This window comes from Candidatus Enterococcus moelleringii (genome assembly GCF_017377575.1).
Taxonomy (GTDB): domain Bacteria; phylum Bacillota; class Bacilli; order Lactobacillales; family Enterococcaceae; genus Enterococcus_A; species Enterococcus_A moelleringii.
Genome location: NZ_JAFREM010000028.1, coordinates 51,175 through 71,314 on the forward strand (window position 1 = coordinate 51,175; position 20,140 = coordinate 71,314).

21 protein-coding genes are annotated in these 20,140 nt (G+C 40.3%); 19 read left to right on the top strand and 2 right to left on the bottom strand.

The annotated features are described in order from the left end of the window. Window positions 1-333 precede the first annotated feature (333 nt). From JZO70_RS16970 to JZO70_RS22655, 7 genes are all read left to right on the top strand, one after another. The gene (locus JZO70_RS16970; protein ID WP_207674859.1) at window positions 334-717 is read left to right on the top strand and encodes a hypothetical protein; all 384 of its coding nucleotides are present in this window, start codon (window positions 334-336) and stop codon (window positions 715-717) included. A gap of 357 nt (window positions 718-1,074) precedes the next feature. Next, entirely contained in the window at window positions 1,075-1,830 is a 756-nt protein-coding gene (locus tag JZO70_RS16975; RefSeq protein ID WP_207674860.1) for a WxL domain-containing protein, read from the top strand. 62 nt (window positions 1,831-1,892) lie between these two features. Continuing rightward, on the top strand, window positions 1,893-2,948 hold the full coding sequence (locus JZO70_RS16980) for a WxLIP family cell surface protein (protein ID WP_207674861.1): 1,056 nt from the start codon (window positions 1,893-1,895) through the stop codon (window positions 2,946-2,948). A gap of 3 nt (window positions 2,949-2,951) precedes the next feature. Next, on the top strand, window positions 2,952-3,227 hold the full coding sequence (locus JZO70_RS16985) for an LPXTG cell wall anchor domain-containing protein (protein WP_207674862.1): 276 nt from the start codon (window positions 2,952-2,954) through the stop codon (window positions 3,225-3,227). Beyond that, on the top strand, window positions 3,224-5,611 hold the full coding sequence (locus JZO70_RS16990) for a WxL domain-containing protein (RefSeq protein WP_207674863.1): 2,388 nt from the start codon (window positions 3,224-3,226) through the stop codon (window positions 5,609-5,611). The genes JZO70_RS16985 and JZO70_RS16990 overlap by 4 nt, the downstream gene beginning before the upstream one ends. 12 nt (window positions 5,612-5,623) lie before the next feature. Next, window positions 5,624-5,839, top strand: a complete 216-nt coding sequence (locus tag JZO70_RS16995; protein WP_207674864.1) for a hypothetical protein — start codon at window positions 5,624-5,626, stop codon at window positions 5,837-5,839. 294 nt (window positions 5,840-6,133) lie between these two features. Next, window positions 6,134-6,268, top strand: a complete 135-nt coding sequence (locus JZO70_RS22655) for a hypothetical protein (RefSeq protein WP_278252618.1) — start codon at window positions 6,134-6,136, stop codon at window positions 6,266-6,268. Window positions 6,269-6,429: 161 nt separating this feature from the next. Here the strand turns inward: JZO70_RS22655 and alsS are convergent, their stop codons facing one another. Continuing rightward, window positions 6,430-8,109 (bottom strand): acetolactate synthase AlsS, encoded by a 1,680-nt coding sequence (gene alsS, locus JZO70_RS17000; protein ID WP_207674865.1) that lies wholly within the window; start codon window positions 8,107-8,109, stop codon window positions 6,430-6,432. Between the two features lie 419 nt (window positions 8,110-8,528). On the opposite strand from alsS, the gene JZO70_RS17005 reads away from it, so the two are divergent. The 10 genes from JZO70_RS17005 (at window position 8,529) to JZO70_RS17050 (ending at window position 18,049) form a co-directional block, all read left to right on the top strand. Continuing rightward, the gene (locus JZO70_RS17005; protein ID WP_207674866.1) at window positions 8,529-8,897 is read left to right on the top strand and encodes a winged helix-turn-helix transcriptional regulator; all 369 of its coding nucleotides are present in this window, start codon (window positions 8,529-8,531) and stop codon (window positions 8,895-8,897) included. Window positions 8,898-8,972: 75 nt separating this feature from the next. After that, window positions 8,973-9,617: an endonuclease III domain-containing protein gene (locus JZO70_RS17010; RefSeq protein ID WP_207674867.1), complete on the top strand. Its 645-nt coding sequence runs from the start codon at window positions 8,973-8,975 to the stop codon at window positions 9,615-9,617. Window positions 9,618-9,722: 105 nt separating this feature from the next. After that, entirely contained in the window at window positions 9,723-10,253 is a 531-nt protein-coding gene (locus tag JZO70_RS17015) for a YbhB/YbcL family Raf kinase inhibitor-like protein (RefSeq protein ID WP_207674868.1), read from the top strand. 31 nt (window positions 10,254-10,284) lie between these two features. Next, window positions 10,285-11,373 (top strand): L-dopachrome tautomerase-related protein, encoded by a 1,089-nt coding sequence (locus JZO70_RS17020; protein ID WP_207674869.1) that lies wholly within the window; start codon window positions 10,285-10,287, stop codon window positions 11,371-11,373. A 185-nt stretch (window positions 11,374-11,558) separates the two neighbouring features. After that, window positions 11,559-12,227, top strand: coding sequence for an NAD(P)H-dependent oxidoreductase (locus tag JZO70_RS17025; RefSeq protein ID WP_207674870.1), 669 nt, complete (start codon window positions 11,559-11,561; stop codon window positions 12,225-12,227). Between the two features lie 67 nt (window positions 12,228-12,294). Further along, entirely contained in the window at window positions 12,295-13,338 is a 1,044-nt protein-coding gene (locus JZO70_RS17030; RefSeq protein ID WP_207674871.1) for a zinc-binding alcohol dehydrogenase family protein, read from the top strand. A 76-nt stretch (window positions 13,339-13,414) separates the two neighbouring features. Further along, complete coding sequence (locus JZO70_RS17035; protein WP_242703997.1) at window positions 13,415-13,606, top strand: DUF2089 domain-containing protein; 192 nt, start codon at window positions 13,415-13,417, stop codon at window positions 13,604-13,606. Window positions 13,607-14,267: 661 nt separating this feature from the next. Continuing rightward, window positions 14,268-15,461 carry a glycine C-acetyltransferase gene (locus JZO70_RS17040; RefSeq protein ID WP_207674872.1) on the top strand — a complete coding sequence of 398 codons (1,194 nt, stop codon included), beginning with the start codon at window positions 14,268-14,270 and terminating at the stop codon, window positions 15,459-15,461. A 33-nt stretch (window positions 15,462-15,494) separates the two neighbouring features. Next, window positions 15,495-16,472: an NAD-dependent epimerase/dehydratase family protein gene (locus JZO70_RS17045; RefSeq protein WP_207674873.1), complete on the top strand. Its 978-nt coding sequence runs from the start codon at window positions 15,495-15,497 to the stop codon at window positions 16,470-16,472. Between the two features lie 215 nt (window positions 16,473-16,687). Then, the gene (locus JZO70_RS17050; RefSeq protein ID WP_207674874.1) at window positions 16,688-18,049 is read left to right on the top strand and encodes an APC family permease; all 1,362 of its coding nucleotides are present in this window, start codon (window positions 16,688-16,690) and stop codon (window positions 18,047-18,049) included. Window positions 18,050-18,162: 113 nt separating this feature from the next. Here JZO70_RS17050 and JZO70_RS17055 read toward each other — a convergent pair whose 3' ends face one another. Then, on the bottom strand, window positions 18,163-18,393 hold the full coding sequence (locus JZO70_RS17055; protein ID WP_207674875.1) for a DUF378 domain-containing protein: 231 nt from the start codon (window positions 18,391-18,393) through the stop codon (window positions 18,163-18,165). A 303-nt stretch (window positions 18,394-18,696) separates the two neighbouring features. On the opposite strand from JZO70_RS17055, the gene JZO70_RS17060 reads away from it, so the two are divergent. Together JZO70_RS17060 and JZO70_RS17065 are read left to right on the top strand one after the other, a co-directional pair. Next, entirely contained in the window at window positions 18,697-19,560 is an 864-nt protein-coding gene (locus tag JZO70_RS17060) for an SAM hydrolase/SAM-dependent halogenase family protein (RefSeq protein WP_207674876.1), read from the top strand. Between the two features lie 3 nt (window positions 19,561-19,563). Continuing rightward, window positions 19,564-20,115: an ECF-type riboflavin transporter substrate-binding protein gene (locus tag JZO70_RS17065; protein WP_207674877.1), complete on the top strand. Its 552-nt coding sequence runs from the start codon at window positions 19,564-19,566 to the stop codon at window positions 20,113-20,115. Window positions 20,116-20,140: the final 25 nt, after the last annotated feature.

Consider the following 20,140-nt stretch of genomic DNA (forward strand, 5'->3'; position numbering starts at 1 on the left):
CTATTTATTTTAAAAAAATTATAGCATGATTATGCGGATATATTAACCATCCTTTGAGTTAAAAGCAAAGCATAATTACAAAAGAAAGCTAATTTCCGGATAATGAATTTTATTGTTCAGTCGATTATGATCCAAAACGCTACTTTTGTGAAGATTACCTTTAAAATGGAAAGGCTCCCATTAAAATCTCTAAGAATACTCTACGCCATGAAAGTATTCGCAGAATTATAGCTTATAGGAGGTGAATTTGTTTGCACTATAACGGGGTTGATCATTGGCAAAAATAAAGAAAGGTAATTCATGTGTTCAGGTTGGTGCAAACAAAGAATAGGTATGAAAAATATCCACAATGTTGTTCAGCAGTATGGGTGGAAGCTGGAGGTAAGCTGGTATGCTTTTGAAGGAGGATACTTTGTTTACATCACGCCGTATAAAAGGCAGGCCAGTGATTTTACGGGACTTACTCATTTAACCAATACTTTGTCATTGGAAGCGAAACAAATGTATTACTTCATCCAAAAAGACGGGGCTTGGTTACCAGTTGTGTATGCAGAGACACTGGATGACGGCGTGCGTAAATTAGATCAAAAATTAGAAGGTGTTGTAACGAAAGATTGGCTGGATCGTGTTCAGCGGGCATATGAGGACATTCTTCTGGTCTTTAAGGAAGCAACAGAGGCTCAAGCAAAAGAAAACGAAAATAAATCGACGGATTAGACGAGCTTGTCAAATAGGCTTATCAGCAACTTTCTTTGTTGGAAAAGTTTCTGATAAGCTTTTTTGTTCGCTTCAAAAACTAGCGTGGTTTTTGAAGCAGTCTGGATACTGATAATGGCTATAAGAGATGACTTTACTTGTCCTAAAATCAATTATCTTTATGAAATTTGAATAAAAAAGAATTTTTTTCGCGAAATTTTATTTTTGGGAAAAAAGTAAAATACTGAAACTATTGACCATCTATTCTAATGATAATATAATCCTCAGGTAACGAAATGATAATGTGACTATTTGTTGGCTTATGGTCATTTTGTTAATCTTCATTAGAAGAAATATTTGAATTAGGAGAGAAATACAATGAAAAGAACATCATCTTTAAAAGCTCTATTAAGTGTAGGGCTGTTAGGCGCAATAGTTGCTGGCTCTGTTGTAAGTGCAGATGCTGCTGAGTACAAGGGTAAATCACAAGGTTCGGTATCCTTTACGACAGGTTCGATCAAGCTTCCTGGAGAGGGCGAAAATCCTGGGGGAACTGAAGAACCAGAAACCGATCCAAGTGCAAATTTTGGTTTGCTTTATGTCCCTAAAGAATTCACTTTTATGGCAACTGAAGTACCTACATCAACAGTTGTCGGAGACACATTGATTTCCTTAGATACACCAACAGCCGATAACCCTGCAACGAAACATTATGCAGTAGCTGATGTTCGGGGAGCGCGTACTGCTGGCTGGAAACTAGAAGCTAAATTAACTACTCCTTTAAGTAGTACAAAGGGATCAGTTACCAAAACTTTAGCCGGGGCAACAATTGAGATGAGTCAAGGGCTTAACAAGCTGAATCCAACGACTTGGGACACTTCAAAACCAGCTGACGACGACGTGCATAAACCTGATACAGTCTTAGATAAAGTATCGTTAAGTACAGCTACTCAAGTAGTGATGAGCGCATCTAAAGAAACAGCAACCAACGCGGCAGATGGACGCGGAGAAGGCTACTGGCAAGGTGAATTAACCGATATTCAATTGAAGGTTCCTGCTGGAGATATGAACAATGTCAGAGCAGACGAAACATATACTGGAACGGTTGATTGGGTCTTAACTGATTCAATCTAAGTTTATCAAATCAAAGGGTTGAAGATCGTGTTATCTTCAACCTGTTTTTTAAGGAGCAGTAAATGACTAGTAAAAAACTATCGACAATCCTGTTAATCAGCTGTCTTTTTATGTTGTGGCCTAGCAACAAAAGCTATGCTGCTGAAAGCAGTGGAGTGACCGAAACACAAAAACAAGCCAAATTTACGGTGCAGGCTGTTCTACCAGAGAATCAAATCAATGATCGAATCAGCTACTACCATCTGTTGGTTCAACCAAACGAAAGACAGACCCTAAAAGTCAAGATTTTCAATAATGCGGCTGAAAAGCAAAGCTACAAGGTCGAAGTTATTCCTGCAGCGACTAATAAAAATGGCTTAATTACATACGATGAACGCGAAAAATGGCCGGATGTGAGTATGAAAGTAGCGATCACTGATATTGCCAAGCCGAAAGAGACCGAAGTGACAGTAGCAGCCAATTCAGAAGGGGTAGCGGAGATTGAACTAGCTGTGCCGCAAGAAACTTTTCCCGGGATTGTCTTAGGCGGAATTCGAATTGCTCAGAAAGCAGTGGAAGAAGGAAGCACGGAATCGGGTATGTCGTTGAATAATACATATGGTTATGCAATTGGTTTGATGTTGACAGAAAAGGCCGACAATCCGGTTTATGGCGAAACTGAACTGGAATTGGTGAAGGTATCACCGGCAATCGATTATGGCAGTAAAGTACTAGAGGCAGCCATTCGCAATCCTAACCCTGAAGCCATGCAGGAATTGACCGTTTACGGAGAGATTATCGCAAAAGGGAACGGAAACACGGTTGCTGAAATGAATATGGAGAAGGTCAAAATTGCGCCTAACTCGATTTTCCCGCTGCAAGTTGATTGGGGAATGCAGGAAGTTGCCGCCGGCGATTACACCTTTAAGGGGAAAATCGCTGGAAAAACCAATGAATGGAGCTTTGAGGAAGACTTTACGATTACTCAAGAAAAGGCCCAGGAAATGAATCAAGAAACATCGTTTAAAGTCTTCGTTCCCGATTGGTGGATGTGGCTATTCTATCTAAGCGGGGCAGTATCTATTATGGTATTCGTGCTTTTAATTTCAAGATGTCTAAGGCGGAAAGAGGCGAAGTAAAAGATGAAACAAGCGATCAGTCTAGCGATTTTTTTACTGTTTGTTTTTGGCAGCCAAGCGCGTGTCCTGGCAGCAGATTCTCAAGGAAAATCTGGCGTGGGTGTAAGCTTTGTAGAAAAAGAAAGGGAGCATGCTCCACAAACGATAGATAAGAATTCTGCTGGAAGACTTCCTAAAACTGGTGAAAGGACAAAAACAAACGTCGCGCTGATCGGGATCTTGCTAGTTGGTGCAGCTAGTTTCTTCTATTTAAGTAGAGATAGGCGGGAACGACCATGAAGAGAAGGTTGAAATTCTTATGTCTAAGCATATTGATGGTTACTCTGGTTTTTGGCAATAGCCTGCCAGCATTAGCAGTGGTGGACCTAAATACTCCGGCAAGAGAAATTACCGTGGCCTTTGAAAACCAAGATGGTTCTGAATTGCCAGAGCAGATAAATTTGACTGGAACCTATATTACAGAAAAGAATAACGGACAAGATTGGGGTGATCAGTTAAACATTATTAATTCGTATAACCAGTATTTACCCAGCGCTGCTATCTTAAAGGAACCTAACCATAATATATTCAAGATTAAAATCCCTAAATTCGAACAAAGTGCTAAAAGGTGGGGGACCCAGTATCCGTATCAATCTATCACAGCCGGTTTTACCCAGTTGAAAATCAATACAAATCTATCCCATATTAAAGAATTCACGCTGGCAACACCTAATACACATCCAGTAGAAAGTATCATGGATCAATCTGTACCTAGTGTTGAGGAACAAAAAGTAATTGCTGACAAGTTTATTAAAAGCAATCAATCCTTTATTTTGGATGGTTCAGTTTACCAATCTAAAAATAGTAATTATCTTGATCTTGGGTTTACTATTGTCTCAGACAGCTATCGGGGTCCTACAACCGGCTGGAGTATTTACGGCGCGGACGGACAAGTCTACACCTATGTCACCACGTATCATACGATCAAAGAAATCTTTGAAAATCCAGCAGGTCAGCGAATACCTGTACCTGAAAACTATACTCAAGACAAAGTGACTGAAGTGATAAGTACTCCTTTCACCTACACGATGGAAAAAGGCAGCGAATTACCCCGAACCTATGTTGCTGACAATCAATTGTATGTTTACAAAGGCTGGTACAAAGGCTCTGGCAACAAATCAAGAATAGATGCAGCTTATCCGCCAACAATCAGCTTTTCACCTGAACTCAATGAGTCGAAGGATGAAGTACACATTGTTTACGAGGCAAATCCCTCAAAACTTGTAAAAGAGGAATACCTTGATCAAGAGTCGAATGTAATCGAACCTTCCTGGAATACGGAAACCCCCGTTCTTCAAGGCGAGCTGTACCAGAATACACCTGATGCAGAAAAGCTGGACAGCTCAGATGCAGCGTGGGTTTATCAAGGCTGGAGGTTCCTCGGGGAAAGTATGCTAAGAACCACGGCAGTAGAAGCAAAAATCGATGATGATACAACGATTCAATATATCTATCAGAAAAAACAGCATAAAATAGAAGAAAAATGGATAGACAGTAAGACAGGAAACTTACTAGAACTTCCATCAAACCCAGTTATATCGCCAATTAAGGACAATGAGACCTTCACTAAAGAACCACCGGAAGTAGTAACTGATTTGTCAGGTGTGAAATGGGCGTATAGTGGTTGGGAAAATGTGACCGTGGCTCCAGGTCAATTAACTAAAGAACCTGTGGCAATTGCTGGGGTAAAAAGCGATACGGAAATCAAGTACCATTACACGCGAGTGGATACGACAGCTGCATTGGATGTTCAACCAAAGAGTCAAATTGTCAAAAATGGTGAAACAGTGACTTGGACTGCACGAGTAACTAACACTGGAGCTGTCGATCTTCAACTGGGATCGTTGAAACTTGGCGAAGTGGCAGCTGGGATAACCTTGCCAAAGCAGCTGATCGTCACTTTAGCAGATAAAACTCAGCAAACCTTTTTAATCGAAGATCAGACTTCTGAAGTCGATTTACAGCCGCTGACTATTCCAAGTGGTAATCAAAACTATGCAGATATCACCTTTGAGACTAAAGTAACGGGAACCATTAACCAAGTATTGCCTTTGAGCTTGGCTATTTCAGGGAATCTGACAGCAGAAGTAACTGGGCAATCCTTCGTCCGAATCGATGATCCCGACGAACCGAATCTGCAACCGGCAAACGACATCGGTTTTGTTAATCTGCCTGATTTTACCTTTGAAGAAACCGAAGTATCGCCAGCTCCTCAGAGTAAAGGATTAGAGGCAAAAAATTATCAGCCAGGCTATCAACCCTATATTCGTTTCGTAACACCGGCGGATAATGGGAACTGGTCACTGACGGCTAAGCTTAGCCAATTTGCCAATAAGAAGCGTGCTCTTCCGAGAAATACGGCTCTAACATTAACCGGGGGACAGCTGAAACAGGTCAATAACTATAATCAATCAGATGAAAGCCTTCAAGAAGTTACTTCGGGGATAAATCACAGCCTTAAAGCAGACGGATCAGCTATGCTTATTACCGAGACTAATGGAGCTGGAGCGCATCAACTAAATTACCAATTCGATCAAGTAAGGTTAGAAATTCCAGAATATGCTGGCATTGCCGGAGAAACATACTCTGCCAATCTAGATTGGACATTGGTGACTGGCCCATAAGGAGGAGAAACGATGAAACATTATATTTGGCTTGCGGCAATTTTTGCCTTCATCACATTAATCGCCAATCTTTTTTTCTTAATCAAAGATGTCGGTTATTGTGAACGTGAGCAATTAATGAAAAAGAATTATCTGCTATGGAATGGACTAGCGTTCATCACCACTTTAGGATGGGGAGCGTTAGCGATCAGCTTATACGTCATCATTCAACAGCAGCTGCATGGATAACATACGAAAAGATCTTCAGTAGCATAAAAGCTGCGGAAGATCTTTTTTATTACCGCTAACTTATCCAAATATTAATCCGCTTAACCTTTTGTTTATCAATATTCTAGGTTTCTCCTTATATTCTTAGGGTTTGTGTAATTTCTTTCAACTATAGTTAGTACATAGATAACTTGTGGATGGACTTGGTGTTTAACTCTCAATGAGACTTAAAACGACGGTTTGTTTCATATCTTCAGAGCTGCAGGTTCGATTCCTGCCGTCCACATATTTCAAAAATAAAAGGGGGACTTTCTCATGAAACATCTTATTCTAAACTCAAGTCTGCTGGCCGCAATGTTTTTCTTTTGGATGGTCCGCAAGGAAATTCATCGCGACTTGGACATTCGAGCGATCGACAAAAGCAAAAAGAACAGCTATTATCCAGATTGATCGCGCGATGCAGTTAATGAAATAATTCTATCCACATTGTGAAGATCCGGCGAAGGCAAAAGCCTTTACCGGATTATTTTTTTGAAGACAGAAAAAAGCCCCTTACAAAGGACCGGAATTGCTGGTCTTTGTAAGGGGCTGAATCGCTTCAGCTGCAAGTATTAGTATTTCTTCAATTCAGCTTTATCACGCAAGTGAATGTTTTGTTCGTTGTCTTCGATCATTTCGATGACCATTGGTTCGGTTGTTGCATAAGCTTCAGCCAAGGCTGCATCCAATGCTTCTTTTGAACGAACGCGCGTTGCTTTGATACCGTAGCTTTCGGCCATTTCTTTGTAGCCGATATAGTCGATATCAACACCTTCTTCTTGTCCTTGGTAATCTAGTTCTTGTTGGAATTCAACCATGTTGTATTCCTTATCAACCCAGATTACTTGAACAATGTTTAAGTTGTAGTGAGCAACTGTTGCCAATTCTTGTGATGAGAACATGAAGCTTCCGTCACCGCCAGAAGACAAAATCTTTTCGTCTGGACGAAGGAACGCAGCAGAGATTGCCCATGGAAGACCAACACCTAATGTTTGTTCACCATCAGACATCAAGAAATGTTTTGGTTGGTAAACATTTAGGTAAGAGCCCATCCAAACTTCGTGACTACCACCATCCATTACGACAGTTGTATCAGGATGTTTGTCGATGACCTTTTGCAATGAATCAACAATTTCTAATGGGTGCAATGCATCATCAGAAGTTGTTTCTGGAACTTGTTTCTTCGCCATCAATTTTTCTTGCAATGTGCGAATAACAGCTTTCCATTCATCGGTAATGTCTTGTTCAGAAATTGTTTTGGTAATGTTCTTCAGGTTTTTGGCAATGTTACCAAGTACTAGTGTGTCAGGGATATACGTTTCATCCAAGTGATCCACTACAGTATCAATGTCAACCACGGTTTTCTTATCAGCATTCCATACAGATGCCCAATATTCAACCAAGTTCAAACCTAAAGTAATAACCAAGTCACTGTTGTAAACTAGTTCATCACCAGGCAAGTTGTTAAACAAACCAACACGACCAACATAGTTTTCGTTAAATTCGCGAGTCAACAAACCAGTTGCTTCAAAGGTTTCAACCACTGGAATACCGGTTTTTCTTACGAAGGCTTGGATTGCTTCCGCAGCCAATTCATCCATCGCACGAGCACCAATAATAATTACAGGACGTTTTGCTTGTTTGATTTTATCTACTGCAACGGAAATGGTTTCTTCATCACTGATTGTGTTGGTCAATTGATCTGCAATAGTCGTAAATTCAAGACCTTCTTTTTCAGTTTCAGCAAGCAACACATTGCCAGGTACGTCCATAAATACTGCACCAGGGTTGCCGTTGATACTTGCGATGTAGGCATTCGCTACTTCATCAGCAAGAGCATTTGTATCTTCAATTTCTTTTGCATATTTTGTTACGGTTGAATCATTCATCACGCCGGCGATGTTAGGGTTTTGTGGATAAGGTGTTAACAATTTTGCTTGTGGCACTTGTCCAGAAATCGCTAAAACAGGGTCACCGTCAGAAGTTGCTGTGGCTAATGAAGTTACAAGATTCAAAGCTCCTGGACCAGAAGTTGTCATCACAACACCAGGTTTGCCAGTGATGCGGCCAATTCCTTGTGCCATAAAGCCCGCGTTTTGTTCGTGTCTTACAGTCACAACTTCAATTTCTTTTTCACGTTTCTTTAAAGCCATCAATAAAGGACCAAGCTTACCACCAGGTAATTGGAAAACATATTTGACGCCGTTCTTTATCAACGTGTCTACAATTAAATCTGCACCATTCATACTCATAATAAATCTCTCCTAAAAATTTTTTAGCAAGTTTTATTTATTGGAATCACAGATAAGCAAAAGAAATAAATTTGACTTACGAGAAGAAATATAATCTCATTTTGCGAATTTGTAAAATAATAACTCTCGCGAATTTTTTCTAGTGATATTTCAGTAAAGAAAACTTAAACTTCTCGCAGCGTGAAAGTCAGTCAAATTAATCGTATCAATGCGAGCTTTCCTAACGAGCTTTGCTGCTATTTTTAGCTATTAGATGAAAGCATTAGTAAAACAGGTGGCGTATCTTGTCCAAATTCTAATCGCAACGTTTCACAGGAAAAGGAGTTCGCACCGTCTTTTTTTGAGACGGGAGTAAATATTTTACTTTTTGTAAGTAACGTACTAACATAGCTCCATACCTATCAGGGAGGCGAAATTCTTTGGTAAGAAAAATATACAACTGTAAAGAAGGCTGTTCGGTGGAATCCACCTTACAAATCATCTCGGGCCGTTGGAAAAGTGTGCTATTGTACCATTTAATTTTTGATGGTGAATTGCGCTACAGTGAACTGCAACGAATGATTCCGGGAATTACCCGTCGGATGCTTTCCTTACAATTAAAAGATTTAGAAGCAGATGAACTAGTTGAACGAGAAGTTGTTCAGGAAAAACCGTTAATGGTGGTTTATCGAGTGACTGACTATGGTTACTCGTTGAAGCCAGTCATTGAAATGCTGAATAACTGGGGAGAAGCCTACAATCAACGTTACGCCGGACAATTAGAAGAGGAATGCTTAAGCTGCTATTAAGAATTCCACAGGTGAGCGTTCTGATGTATGGAACTGACTATTTTTGTTAAGCTTGTCTGTGAGGAGTGGGTAGCGATGATTGGCAATATCGATAAATTGTATGAACGGTTAGAAGCGAATATGGACAATCGTGTCTGGTGGGATACTGAGAATCTTTGGGAAATTGTCGTAGGGGCGATCTTAGTTCAAAATACCAACTGGAAAAACGTGGATTATTCTTTAGATAATATAAGAGAAGCTATCGGCTTTATTCCAGAGAAGCTTGCAGCTATCGACATACTGGAGCTGCAGGAATTGATTCGTCCCAGCGGTTTTTATAAAAATAAATCGCGAGCGTTAAAGGAAATATTCGCTTGGTTTGAAACCTACAATTTTGACATCGCTGCTATCCAACAAAAAGATTTACCTTCTCTTCGGGAAGAACTGTTAAGCATTCGCGGGATCGGTCAAGAAACGGCGGATGTGCTGCTGATATTTGTCTTCAATAAAGTTTCTTTTATTGCGGATCGTTATGCGCAGCGAATTTTTAATCAGTTAGGTTTAGAGGAAATGCTCAATTATTCAAAGCTGCAGGCCATGATTAAGCTGCCGACTGATTTCACCAATCAACAAGCCCAGAACTTTCACGGGTGGCTGGTTGATTACGGTCAAATCCATTTGAAATCAGAGGAAGCATGGGAAGCTGGTTTTTTAAGTGACTTTGAGTTAGAGCTGGTGTAGGCAAGGACGTATAAATAATTTCCCTAATTTACATTTTTGCCAGGAAGGTTTAGTCTATTGTCGTTGATGAAACATAACATTAGTTTTTTTATAGGAGGATGTACAATGAATAACCCATTTTTAGGTTTACAAGATGTGCCGTCTTTTGATGTCGCAAGTAAAGATATTGTTGATGGTGGACTTTCAGATGTAAAATTTATGTCTGGTGATTTCGGTATCGAAGGTGGACAAGACATTTCACCAGAAGTTAGCTGGTCAGGCGCACCAAGTGATACAAAGAGCTTTGTTGTTACTTTGTATGATCCAGATGCTCCAACTGGTTCAGGTTTCTGGCACTGGGCTGTTTCTAACATCCCTGCTTCAGTAAACGAATTACCACAAGATGCTGGTAACAAAGACAATTCAAAATTGCCTTCAGGTGCGATCCAATTACCAAATGACGCACGTGCGAAAAAATATATCGGTGCTGCTCCTCCCAAAGGACATGGCGTACACCACTACTTCTTAACTGTTTGGGCATTAGATGTAGAAACAGTTGATATTCCAGAAGATTCTACTCCAGCTTTCTTAGGCTTTAACATGTTTGGTCATGTATTAGCTCGCGGAGTATTGAACTTCGAAGTAGAAGTAAAATAAGCTTTATCTCAATCAGAAAGGAAGATGTATGATGAATTATCCTACAGAAAAATTTTTCGGTGAATTAGAACAAGTACACGCTTTTTACGGCGAAATGCCAACAGGCGTTAGCGTAACAGAAACAGGTCGTATCTTCATCAACTTCCCTGAATGGGGCGACGATGTAAAAGCAACTGTTGCTGAAATCGTGGATGGCGAATTAGTCGCTTACCCAAGCCAAGAACTTAACACTTTTGATCCTGAAAACCCTGAAAAAGGCTTTTTAAGTGTTCAAAGTATCGTAGCTGATGGTGAAGGTACTCTATGGGTACTAGATACTGCTGCTCCAAACTTTGACGTTCCTGTTAAAGGCGGCGCAAAATTAGTTGCGGTTGATTTGGAAAGCAACACCATTCGCAAAGTCTATACTTTCTCTAATGATGTTGTCCTAGATTCTACTTATCTAAATGATGTACGGATTGACTTGCGTCGTGGTTCTGAAGGAGTCGCTTACATTACTGACTCTTCCATTACAGGACCAGGTGCGTTGATCGTGGTTGATCTTGGTACTGGCGATGCCTTCCGTATTTTAGATGGTACTCATTCTACTTCTGTTGATCCTGACTTCGTTCCTAAAGTAGAAGGCGAAATCTTGATGAACCGTGAAGCAGACGGCTCAACTTCTCCATGGCAAGTAGCTGCTGACGGAATTGCGATCTCACCAGATGGCAAAACGTTGTTCTTCAGCCCATTATCAAGCCGTCATCTTTACTCTATCGATACTGATTTGATTTTCGATAAAGATATTGAAGATGAAGAACTTGAAAAACATGTCAAAGACTGGGGCGAAAAAGGTGCTTCAGATGGTATGATTACAGCAGCAGATGGTACAATCTACGCTGGTGACTACGAAAACAATAGTATTCGTGTCATTAATACCGATGGTTCAATGGAAACATTGACTCATGACCCTCGTATTTTATGGCCTGATACTTTGTCAATTGGACCAGACGAATACTTGTACTTCAATGCTAACCAATTGCAACGCCAAGCTGGTTTCCACAAAGGCGAAGACTTACGGGAAAAACCTTACAGCTTATTCCGTATCTTTATCGGTAAAGGCCCAGCAAAAGTAAAATAATTATTTGAAGATCGCTGACATATGTTAAATAACTAATGAAATATCCGAACTATAAGATATTGCTCCTACGCTTTTGTAGGTCTTGGTCGCAAAGCTGCGACACTTTGGAGCTTTCATCACTTGTAGTTCGGGTATTTTTATCTGTAAATTACTTATGCCACTGAGTATTCACGAAGGAGAAAAACATGACTGATCAAGCAGAATTACGCAACGAAATATTAGCTGTTCACAAACGCCGCTTTGCGACAAAGGCTTTTGATCCAACCAAGACAATTGCTGAGGAAGACTGGATGACGATTATGGAAGCAGCCCGTTTGTCACCAAGTTCTTTTGGCTATGAACCTTGGAAATTTTTATTAGTTGAAAGCCAACAGGTCAAAGATGATTTGCAAGATGTCGCTTGGGGCGCACGGAATAGTTTGAATGGGGCTAGTCATTTTCTAATCGTACTAGCGCGTAAGAACTTAACCGGTAATAGTCCTCATGTAAAACACATGGTGGAAGATGTATTCGGTGTTCCTTATTCAAAAACATCACCTCAAACAATCTTCTTCAACAATTTCCAAAAGGATGACTTCGGTTTAACGGATGAACGCTCATTGTTTGACTGGGCCTCAAAACAAACCTACCTTCCTTTGGCTAACATGATGACAACTGCTGCTTACCTGGGAATTGACAGTGTGCCAATTGAAGGCTTTAATAAAGAAGCAGTCGAAAACTATTTAGCAGAGAAGAACATCATCGATTTAGATGAGTTTGGAGTTTCTTATATGGCTGGCTTCGGCTACCGTGCTCAGGAAGTTCCTGAAAAGAAACGTCAAAACCTGTCTGATATCTACGATGTGATTAAATAAAAGGCAAAATCTTTTTAAAATGGCGGATTTTGCTTCATAATTAGAACAAAGACAAGGAGGAATTCACATGTCAGAAAAGAAGTTTATGCATGCAGTTGGATTTTTTGAAGGGCTGCCTATCGATGAGGCACAAAGTTTTATTGATGAAAAAGAATTGGTTCCTAATCCTGGCCCTAGAGATGTATTAGTAAAAGTAAAGGCAGTTTCGGTAAATCCGGTAGATACAAAGCTGCGACAAGATACACGTAAGCGAAATGCCTTGCGAGTGTTGGGCTTCGATGCGGTCGGTGAAGTGGTCGGTATAGGAAAAGAAGTCGAAAAATTCAAAGTTGGCGATCGGGTCTTTTATGCGGGTACAACTACTCGTGCCGGCAGTAATCAGGAATATCAAGCAGTCGATGAACGAATTGTAGCATTGGCGCCTGAAAACTTGTCTGATGAAGAAGCTGCAGCTTTGCCATTAACTTCTTTGACAGCTTATGAATTGCTTTTTGAAAAGTTCGGTTTAATTCCTGAAGAAAATGCCAATAAGGGTAAAAAAATTCTAGTTATTAACGGAGCCGGTGGAGTTGGTTCAATCTTGAATCAATTGGCACACTGGGCTGGATTAGAAATTTATGCTACGGCAAGTCCTAAAAACTTTGAATGGCTGGAAAAATTAGGCGTGGATCATCCAATTGATTACCATGATGATTTGAAAGCTAGCTTGCGTGAGCTAGGTGTTCATGAAGTGGAGTATATTGCTGTACTATTTAATATCACTCGTTACTTGGATCAAATCAAACACATGGTCAAACCTTTTGGTCATGTGGGTACTATCGTGGGCATTCATGAACCAATTGATATCAGTGACTGGAAAAACTTGTCGGTCAGCTTTGATTGGGAGTATATGTTTGCGAAAACCGATCATGATTATCAAATTGAAACCCAAGGCCAAGCCCTAGAAGTAATTGCTAACTTGGCGGATGAAGGCAAGTTGGTAACAACGTTGAGCAAAGTTTATTCAGATGGCATCAATGCTGCTAGTTTGAAGCAAGCAACAAAAGATGTCGAAACAGGACATATGCTGGGTAAAGTAGTCATCAGCGGACCATTTAATGGTGGTGAATAAATAGCTGAAAGCTGCCGGTTTATTTTACGTTTTGTAAAATGAACCGGCAGCTTTTTTGTTTAAGTGAGGGTCAATCATGAGTTATCCAACCATTCGCAAACGACTAGACAAATTAATCCAAAAAGTTCAAGTTAGCGACCGGAAGGACAATGATCAAGTCATGCAGCTGATCAACCAATTAGAGAAAGAAGGAAAAATCAATCAAAAGATTGCTGAAACTGTTGTTAGTGAATACAGCAAATCCTTAAATTGTTTGATTGTAGAATAAGAAAGATCCATTAGAATCGCTTAACTAAATGAAAGAAATGCTCAAGACTCGTCGTTGAGGGAGTCTTTTTGTATGCATTTCGACAAAAAAATCTGGAAATTTTAGGTGTTTTTCAAAAATAGAAGAACTTTTTGGTCGTTTATGGCAAAAAAACTTAGCAAATTCTTTCTAAAATTAGAATAAGGAAACGGTTTATCCGACTAATTTTGTCAGAAAACTCAGACAATCTCTCTCATTTATTTGTGATAAAAATAACTATGTTCAGAGGGGTTGAAGATCGTTTGTAGGTTGATATAAAGCTATTTTAAAGATGTGTAGTTGAAGCTACCGACTATTTTGTGAAAACGATTGCTCTTCTGGTCAGTAAATTCTAATTAAAAAATATTTTCGGGTTGTGAAACTGATACATACACGATGTCGCTTAATTAGCGAGGTTAAATAAGAATTATTAGAAGCGTTTGGGTTATTTATTATAATTCAAGGAATGAGGGAGCGTTAGCGTTGTAAGCGATGACAATTAAGATATATACTAAGAATGTAGGTGACAGGAAAACGGTTTATTGATCATGGGTGTTATCTTTCGGATTTTAGTCAAGCAAGAAAGATAACGATTGATCAACAACGCAATCACCCGTAAAAAAAGTGTAATGGAGGAATCAAAATGAGTTCAAAAGTACTGGATCAGTTTCTTGAAACAAATTTGAATGAACTAAAAGAAAAAGGTTTGTTCAATACGATTGATGTGATTGAGGGCAGTAATGGCCCCAAGATCACAATCAACGGAAAGGAATTAATCAATTTAGCTTCAAACAACTACCTGGGATTTGCTACAAGACCTGAATTGATTGAGGCCGATGTGAAAGCAACTGAAAAGTATGGAGCGGGTGCTGGAGCAGTGCGTACCATCAACGGTACATTAGATATCCATCGTCAGTTGGAAGAAAAAATTGCTGAATTTAAAGGAACAGAAGCCGCAATTGCTTTCCAATCCGGTTTTAACTGCAACATGGGTGCGATCTCTGCCGTGATGAAAAAAGGCGACGCCATTCTTTCAGACGAATTAAACCACGCTTCTATCATTGACGGCTGTCGTTTATCTGGCGCAAAAATCATTCGGGTAAATCACCAAGATATGGAAGATTTAGATAAAAAAGCCAAAGAAGCAACAGAAAGCGGCGAGTACAACAAAGTAATGTACATCACCGATGGCGTATTCTCAATGGATGGCGACGTAGCCAAAATCCCAGAAATCGTTGAAATTTGCGAAAAATACAATGTCATTACTTATGTAGATGATGCTCATGGTACTGGCGTTATGGGTAAAGGTGCCGGAACCGTTAAACAATTCGGCATGCAAGACCACATTGATTTCCAAATGGGTACTTTATCTAAAGGGATCGGGGTTGTTGGCGGCTATGTAGCCGGGACGAATGAATTGATTACTTGGTTGAAATCGCAAGCTCGTCCATTCCTTTTCTCAACTTCTTTAACACCAGGCGCAGCCGGAGCATCGATTAAAGCGATCGAGTTGATCCAAGAGCACCCTGAGTATGTGGAAAAACTTTGGGACAATGCCAATTACTTCAAACAAGAGTTGAAACGCATCGGTTATGACATTGGGAAATCAGAAACACCAATTACCCCAGTGATTGTGGGAGATGAAAAATTAGCCCAAGAATTTTCTAAGAAGTTAATTGAAAACGGTGTCTATGCCAAACCAATCGTATTCCCAACCGTACCACTAGGAACTGGTCGAGTACGCAATATGCCAAATGCGGGGCATACGAAGGAAATGCTGGATGACGCCATTAAGATTTACGAAAAAGTCGGTAAAGAATTGGAAATTATCAAATAAAAATTACTCAACTATAGAAGGGAAGTTTTTTAGATGAAAAAAGTATTAATCACAGGTGCTTTAGGACAAATTGGATCAGAATTAGCTGAACGGTTACGTCGCGATTTAGGGGTAGAAAATGTCATTGCCACTGATATTCGCCGACCTGACAACAATCCAACTGTAGAAAATGGACAGTTTGAAACCTTAGATGTTCAAGACTACGACAGCTTTTTAGATATAGCAAAACGTTATGATGTAGATACGATTATTCACCTGGCAGCACTATTGTCAGCGACTGCCGAACAACGTCCAGCCTTTGCTTGGCAATTAAACATGGGTGGATTGATGAATGGTTTAGAAGTGGCTCGTGAATTGGGTGACGGTATTAAATTCTTCGCGCCATCTTCTATCGCAGCTTACGGACCAGATGCTGAACCAGACAGCACGCCACAGGATACGGTGATGCATCCTACTACCATGTACGGAGTGACGAAGGTTGCTGGAGAACTGCTAGAAAACTATTACCATGATAAATACGGTGTCGATACTCGTTCCGTTCGTTTCCCAGGTTTGATTTCTTATAAGGTAGAGCCTGGCGGAGGAACAACCGACTACGCAGTGGATATTTTCTACGAAGCATTGAAAAATAAATCATACAAATCATTCATCGCTGAAGGTACTTACATGGACATGATGTATATGGATGATGCGATTGATGCGATTGTCGATTTAATGAATGCGGATTCAGATCGTTTGGAGCACCGCAATGCCTTCAATATTACAGCAATGTCCTTTGCACCAGAAGAAATTGCAGCAGCAATTAAAAAACGGATTCCAGAATTTGAAATGGAATATGATGTGGATCCCGTTCGTCAAGGAATTGCCGAATCTTGGCCAAATGCCATCGATTGCCAATGTGCTGTTGATGAATGGAACTTCACACCAAGCTATGACTTGGAACGTATGACGGACGAAATGCTGATGCGCTTAGAGAAAAAATTTGAGACTGAAGGCATGGTGGCAAAATAACCAATAGAAAATGATTGAGAAATTTATTAGGCGGTAATAAGAAAAAGGTGAGTGTTTTACTGTCACACCAGCCTTTTTCTGAACCGCGTGATAAAATGTTGGGCAGAGCGCAAAAAGCCGCTTTTTATTTTTTGCTCAATGGCACTTATTAGATACATAAATAGCGGCTTGCATTCACAAAAAATATAAATCGAACGAAAGAGGGGGAGAAAAGCATGGCATCAAACGAACAAGATGTTGTTGCTTCAAAAGCAACCCAAGAAGGTGAATTAAAACGAACGATGACCTTCTTCCCGGCGTTATCCACCGTTATGGGAACGGTAATCGGCGCGGGAGTATTCTTTAAGGCAGCTAGTGTTGCTGCTGTAACCGGATCAACCAGCATGCATATGCTGTCATGGTTCTTAGGAGGATTAATCAGTGTCTGTGCCGGATTAACGGGAGCAGAGCTGGCAGCGGCGATTCCTGAAACAGGCGGAATGCTGCGCTATATTGAACGAGCTTATGGAAAATTTCCAAGTTTCTTACTAGGTTGGGCGCAAGTAATCATCTATTTTCCAGCCAATGTTGCAGCCTTATCCATTATTTTCGCAACCCAGTTTAAAAACCTGTTTGGCTTAGGTAATGGGATGATCGTACCCATTGCGATTGTCGCAGCGGCTTCGATTATGCTGATTAACTTCTTAGGTTCTAAAGCCGGCGGCATGTTCCAATCAGTGACGTTAGTCTTCAAACTGATTCCATTAGCCTTAATCGTTATCTTCGGTTTAATGCGAGAAGGTGCCGTAGAAGTCAGCCTGTTCCCGGTTCAAGCGGGCCCTAATGTAGGCGGATTTGCCTCAGCGTTAGGTGCTGGACTACTAGCGACGATGTTTGCTTATGACGGTTGGATTCACGTAGGGAACTTAGCCGGTGAGTTGAAGAAACCTGCCCGGGATCTACCTCGAGCAATTGCTGGCGGTATTTTAGGGATTATGGTGGTTTACTTATTAATAAACTGGGCGTACTTAAAAACTATGGCCATTCCAGAATTAGCCGGAAATGAAAACGCAGCGATGGAAGTTGCGGGACGAATCTTTGGCGGTATGGGTGGTAAGTTAGTCACGATCGGAATTCTGATTTCCGTTTATGGAACAATCAACGGCTACACCATGACCGGTATGCGTCTGCCTTATACAATGGGGATTGAAAAACAATTACCGTTTTCTAAGCAATTGGCAAAATTGAACAGAAATTCGGTTCCTTATATTGCCGGTATTTTAGAGTTAGTGATTGCAGTCGGTATGATGATGGTGGGCGGCTTTGATATGTTGACGGATATGCTGGTCTTTGTCATTTGGATTTTCTATACGTTAGTCTTTATTGCAGTAATTAAGTTAAGAAAAACCGAACCAGATTTGCATCGACCATATAAAGTTCCGTTGTATCCATTTATTCCAGCGATTGCGATTGTTGGGGGCGTGTTTATCCTAATCATGACCTTGATTAATCAATTCTCATTAGCAATGGTTGGTCTACTGATTACAGCACTAGGCATTCCTGTTTACTTCTATATGATGAAACGTAATGCACGATAATAAATACTTTGACATCAGCGGCTGCGGTTGCTGGTGTTTTTTTCTCTCAAAAAAGACAAAAAAAGATTGCTGGAACTACTCAAGCCCCAACAACCTTAACGTGTTATTCATTTTTAAACATTTGGATTTGATTCTCTTACTTCAGCTGCGCGTGAAATAAGCGGGAAAAAGCGTAAGCAATAGATAGCACAGATACCAACAATTACGTAAATAATTTTTGCAAAAGCTGTCGCTGGTCCGCCAGCAATCGCCGCTACTAAATCATACTCGAACAAACCAACTAATAACCAGTTCAAGCCGCCGACAATTAGTAAACCAAGAGCGATATAGTCTAATGTTTTCATGGGTTTTTCCTCCTTTTTCTTAAGATATTTTATATGTTATAGCTTTTTTCGAGTGCTTACAAAGATATGGACTTGTCATTTCCCAGTATGAGGAAAGTCTAATTCCGAAATAACAAATTGCGAAATAATTAGATGTGAATCGGTTTTTTTCAGCTGAATTCCAAGCAAAAAATGTCAAAAGGAGACTGATCCCACGAATTCACGAATATTTTAGCGAATTCTCACAAAAATCAGTTGCTTTTTCTGGCCTTAAATTATAAGATATTTCAGAAAGTTATGAAATATTGTTAATCGGAGGCTGTTATGGGAAATTATTTAGTGTTGCAAACGGATTTTGGTTTAGGAGATGGTGCGGTCAGCGCAATGTATGGGGTCGCTCACATGGTGAGTTCAGATATTACTATCAGTGACTTAACCCATGATATTCCTCCATATGATATTTGGGTGGCTTCTTACCGCCTGTATCAAACGGTAAAATATTGGCCGCAAGGAACCGTGTTTGTATCAGTCGTCGATCCTGGTGTAGGAAGTACCCGCCGCAGTATCGTATGTAAAACAAGTTCTGGGCATTATATCATCACACCAGATAACGGATCATTGACGCACATTAAGCATTACGAAGGTATCGAAGAAGTTCGAGCGATTGATGAAGTTAAAAGTCGTCTGCCGCATTCTGAAGAGAGCCATACCTTCCACGGTCGGGATATTTATGCCTACAATGGTGCACGTTTAGCCAGCGGCGAAATCACCTTTGAAGAATTAGGCAGTGTCGTTTCTAATGACAGTATTGCTGAATTGGAGATCGTTGAAGCGAAGCGTGAAGGTCATATCCTAAGCGGTAGTATCGATGTCTTGGATGTGCGTTTTGGTTCACTTTGGACAAACATTCCATTAGGCAATTTTAAAGATGAAGGTATTCAACATGGCGACATGCTGCAAGTATCGATTTTCCACCAAGGGAAAAAAGTTTATCAAAACATTATGCAATTTGCGAAATCATTTGCTGATGTAAATGTAGGAGAACCATTGGTGTATATCAATTCACTGGTCAACATCGGAGTAGCGGTCAATCAGGATTCTTTCTCTGATTTATACCATATCGGTACGGGAACTGATTGGAAAATTGAATTGCGGAAGGCACCAAGAATTATTTTTGAGGGGGAATAAAGTATGAAAAAAGAGTTTTCAGTTAAAACAATTGTAGCCATCGGGATAGGTTCAGCGGTATTTGTTATTCTAGGACGTTTTGTGGTAATTCCGACGGGGATCCCTAACACTAACCTAGAAACAGCGTATCCTTTCTTAGCGTTGATGTCAGTCATTTATGGACCGTTTGCAGGTGCATTAATCGGATTGATCGGCCATACCTTGAAGGATTTTACTACTTACGGCAGCGCGTGGTGGAGCTGGATCATTTGTTCTGGCGTTATCGGGTTGATTTTCGGCTTCGTAGGACGTAAAATTGATTTGCAGCACGGAATTTTCGGTAAAAAAGAAATTATTTATTTCAACATTTTCCAAGTTCTTTCTAACGCAGTGGTTTGGGGCTTATTGGCACCAACATTAGACGTTATTATTTACAGTGAACCTGCTAACAAAGTGTACACTCAAGGTATTGTATCTGTAGTGGTGAATGCTTTATCAGTAGGGATTATTGGTACATTATTAATGAAAGCTTACGCAGCGACACAAACCAAACAAGGAAGTCTGAAAAAGGACTAGCTGTCGCTAGCCGGGTGCCTAGCAC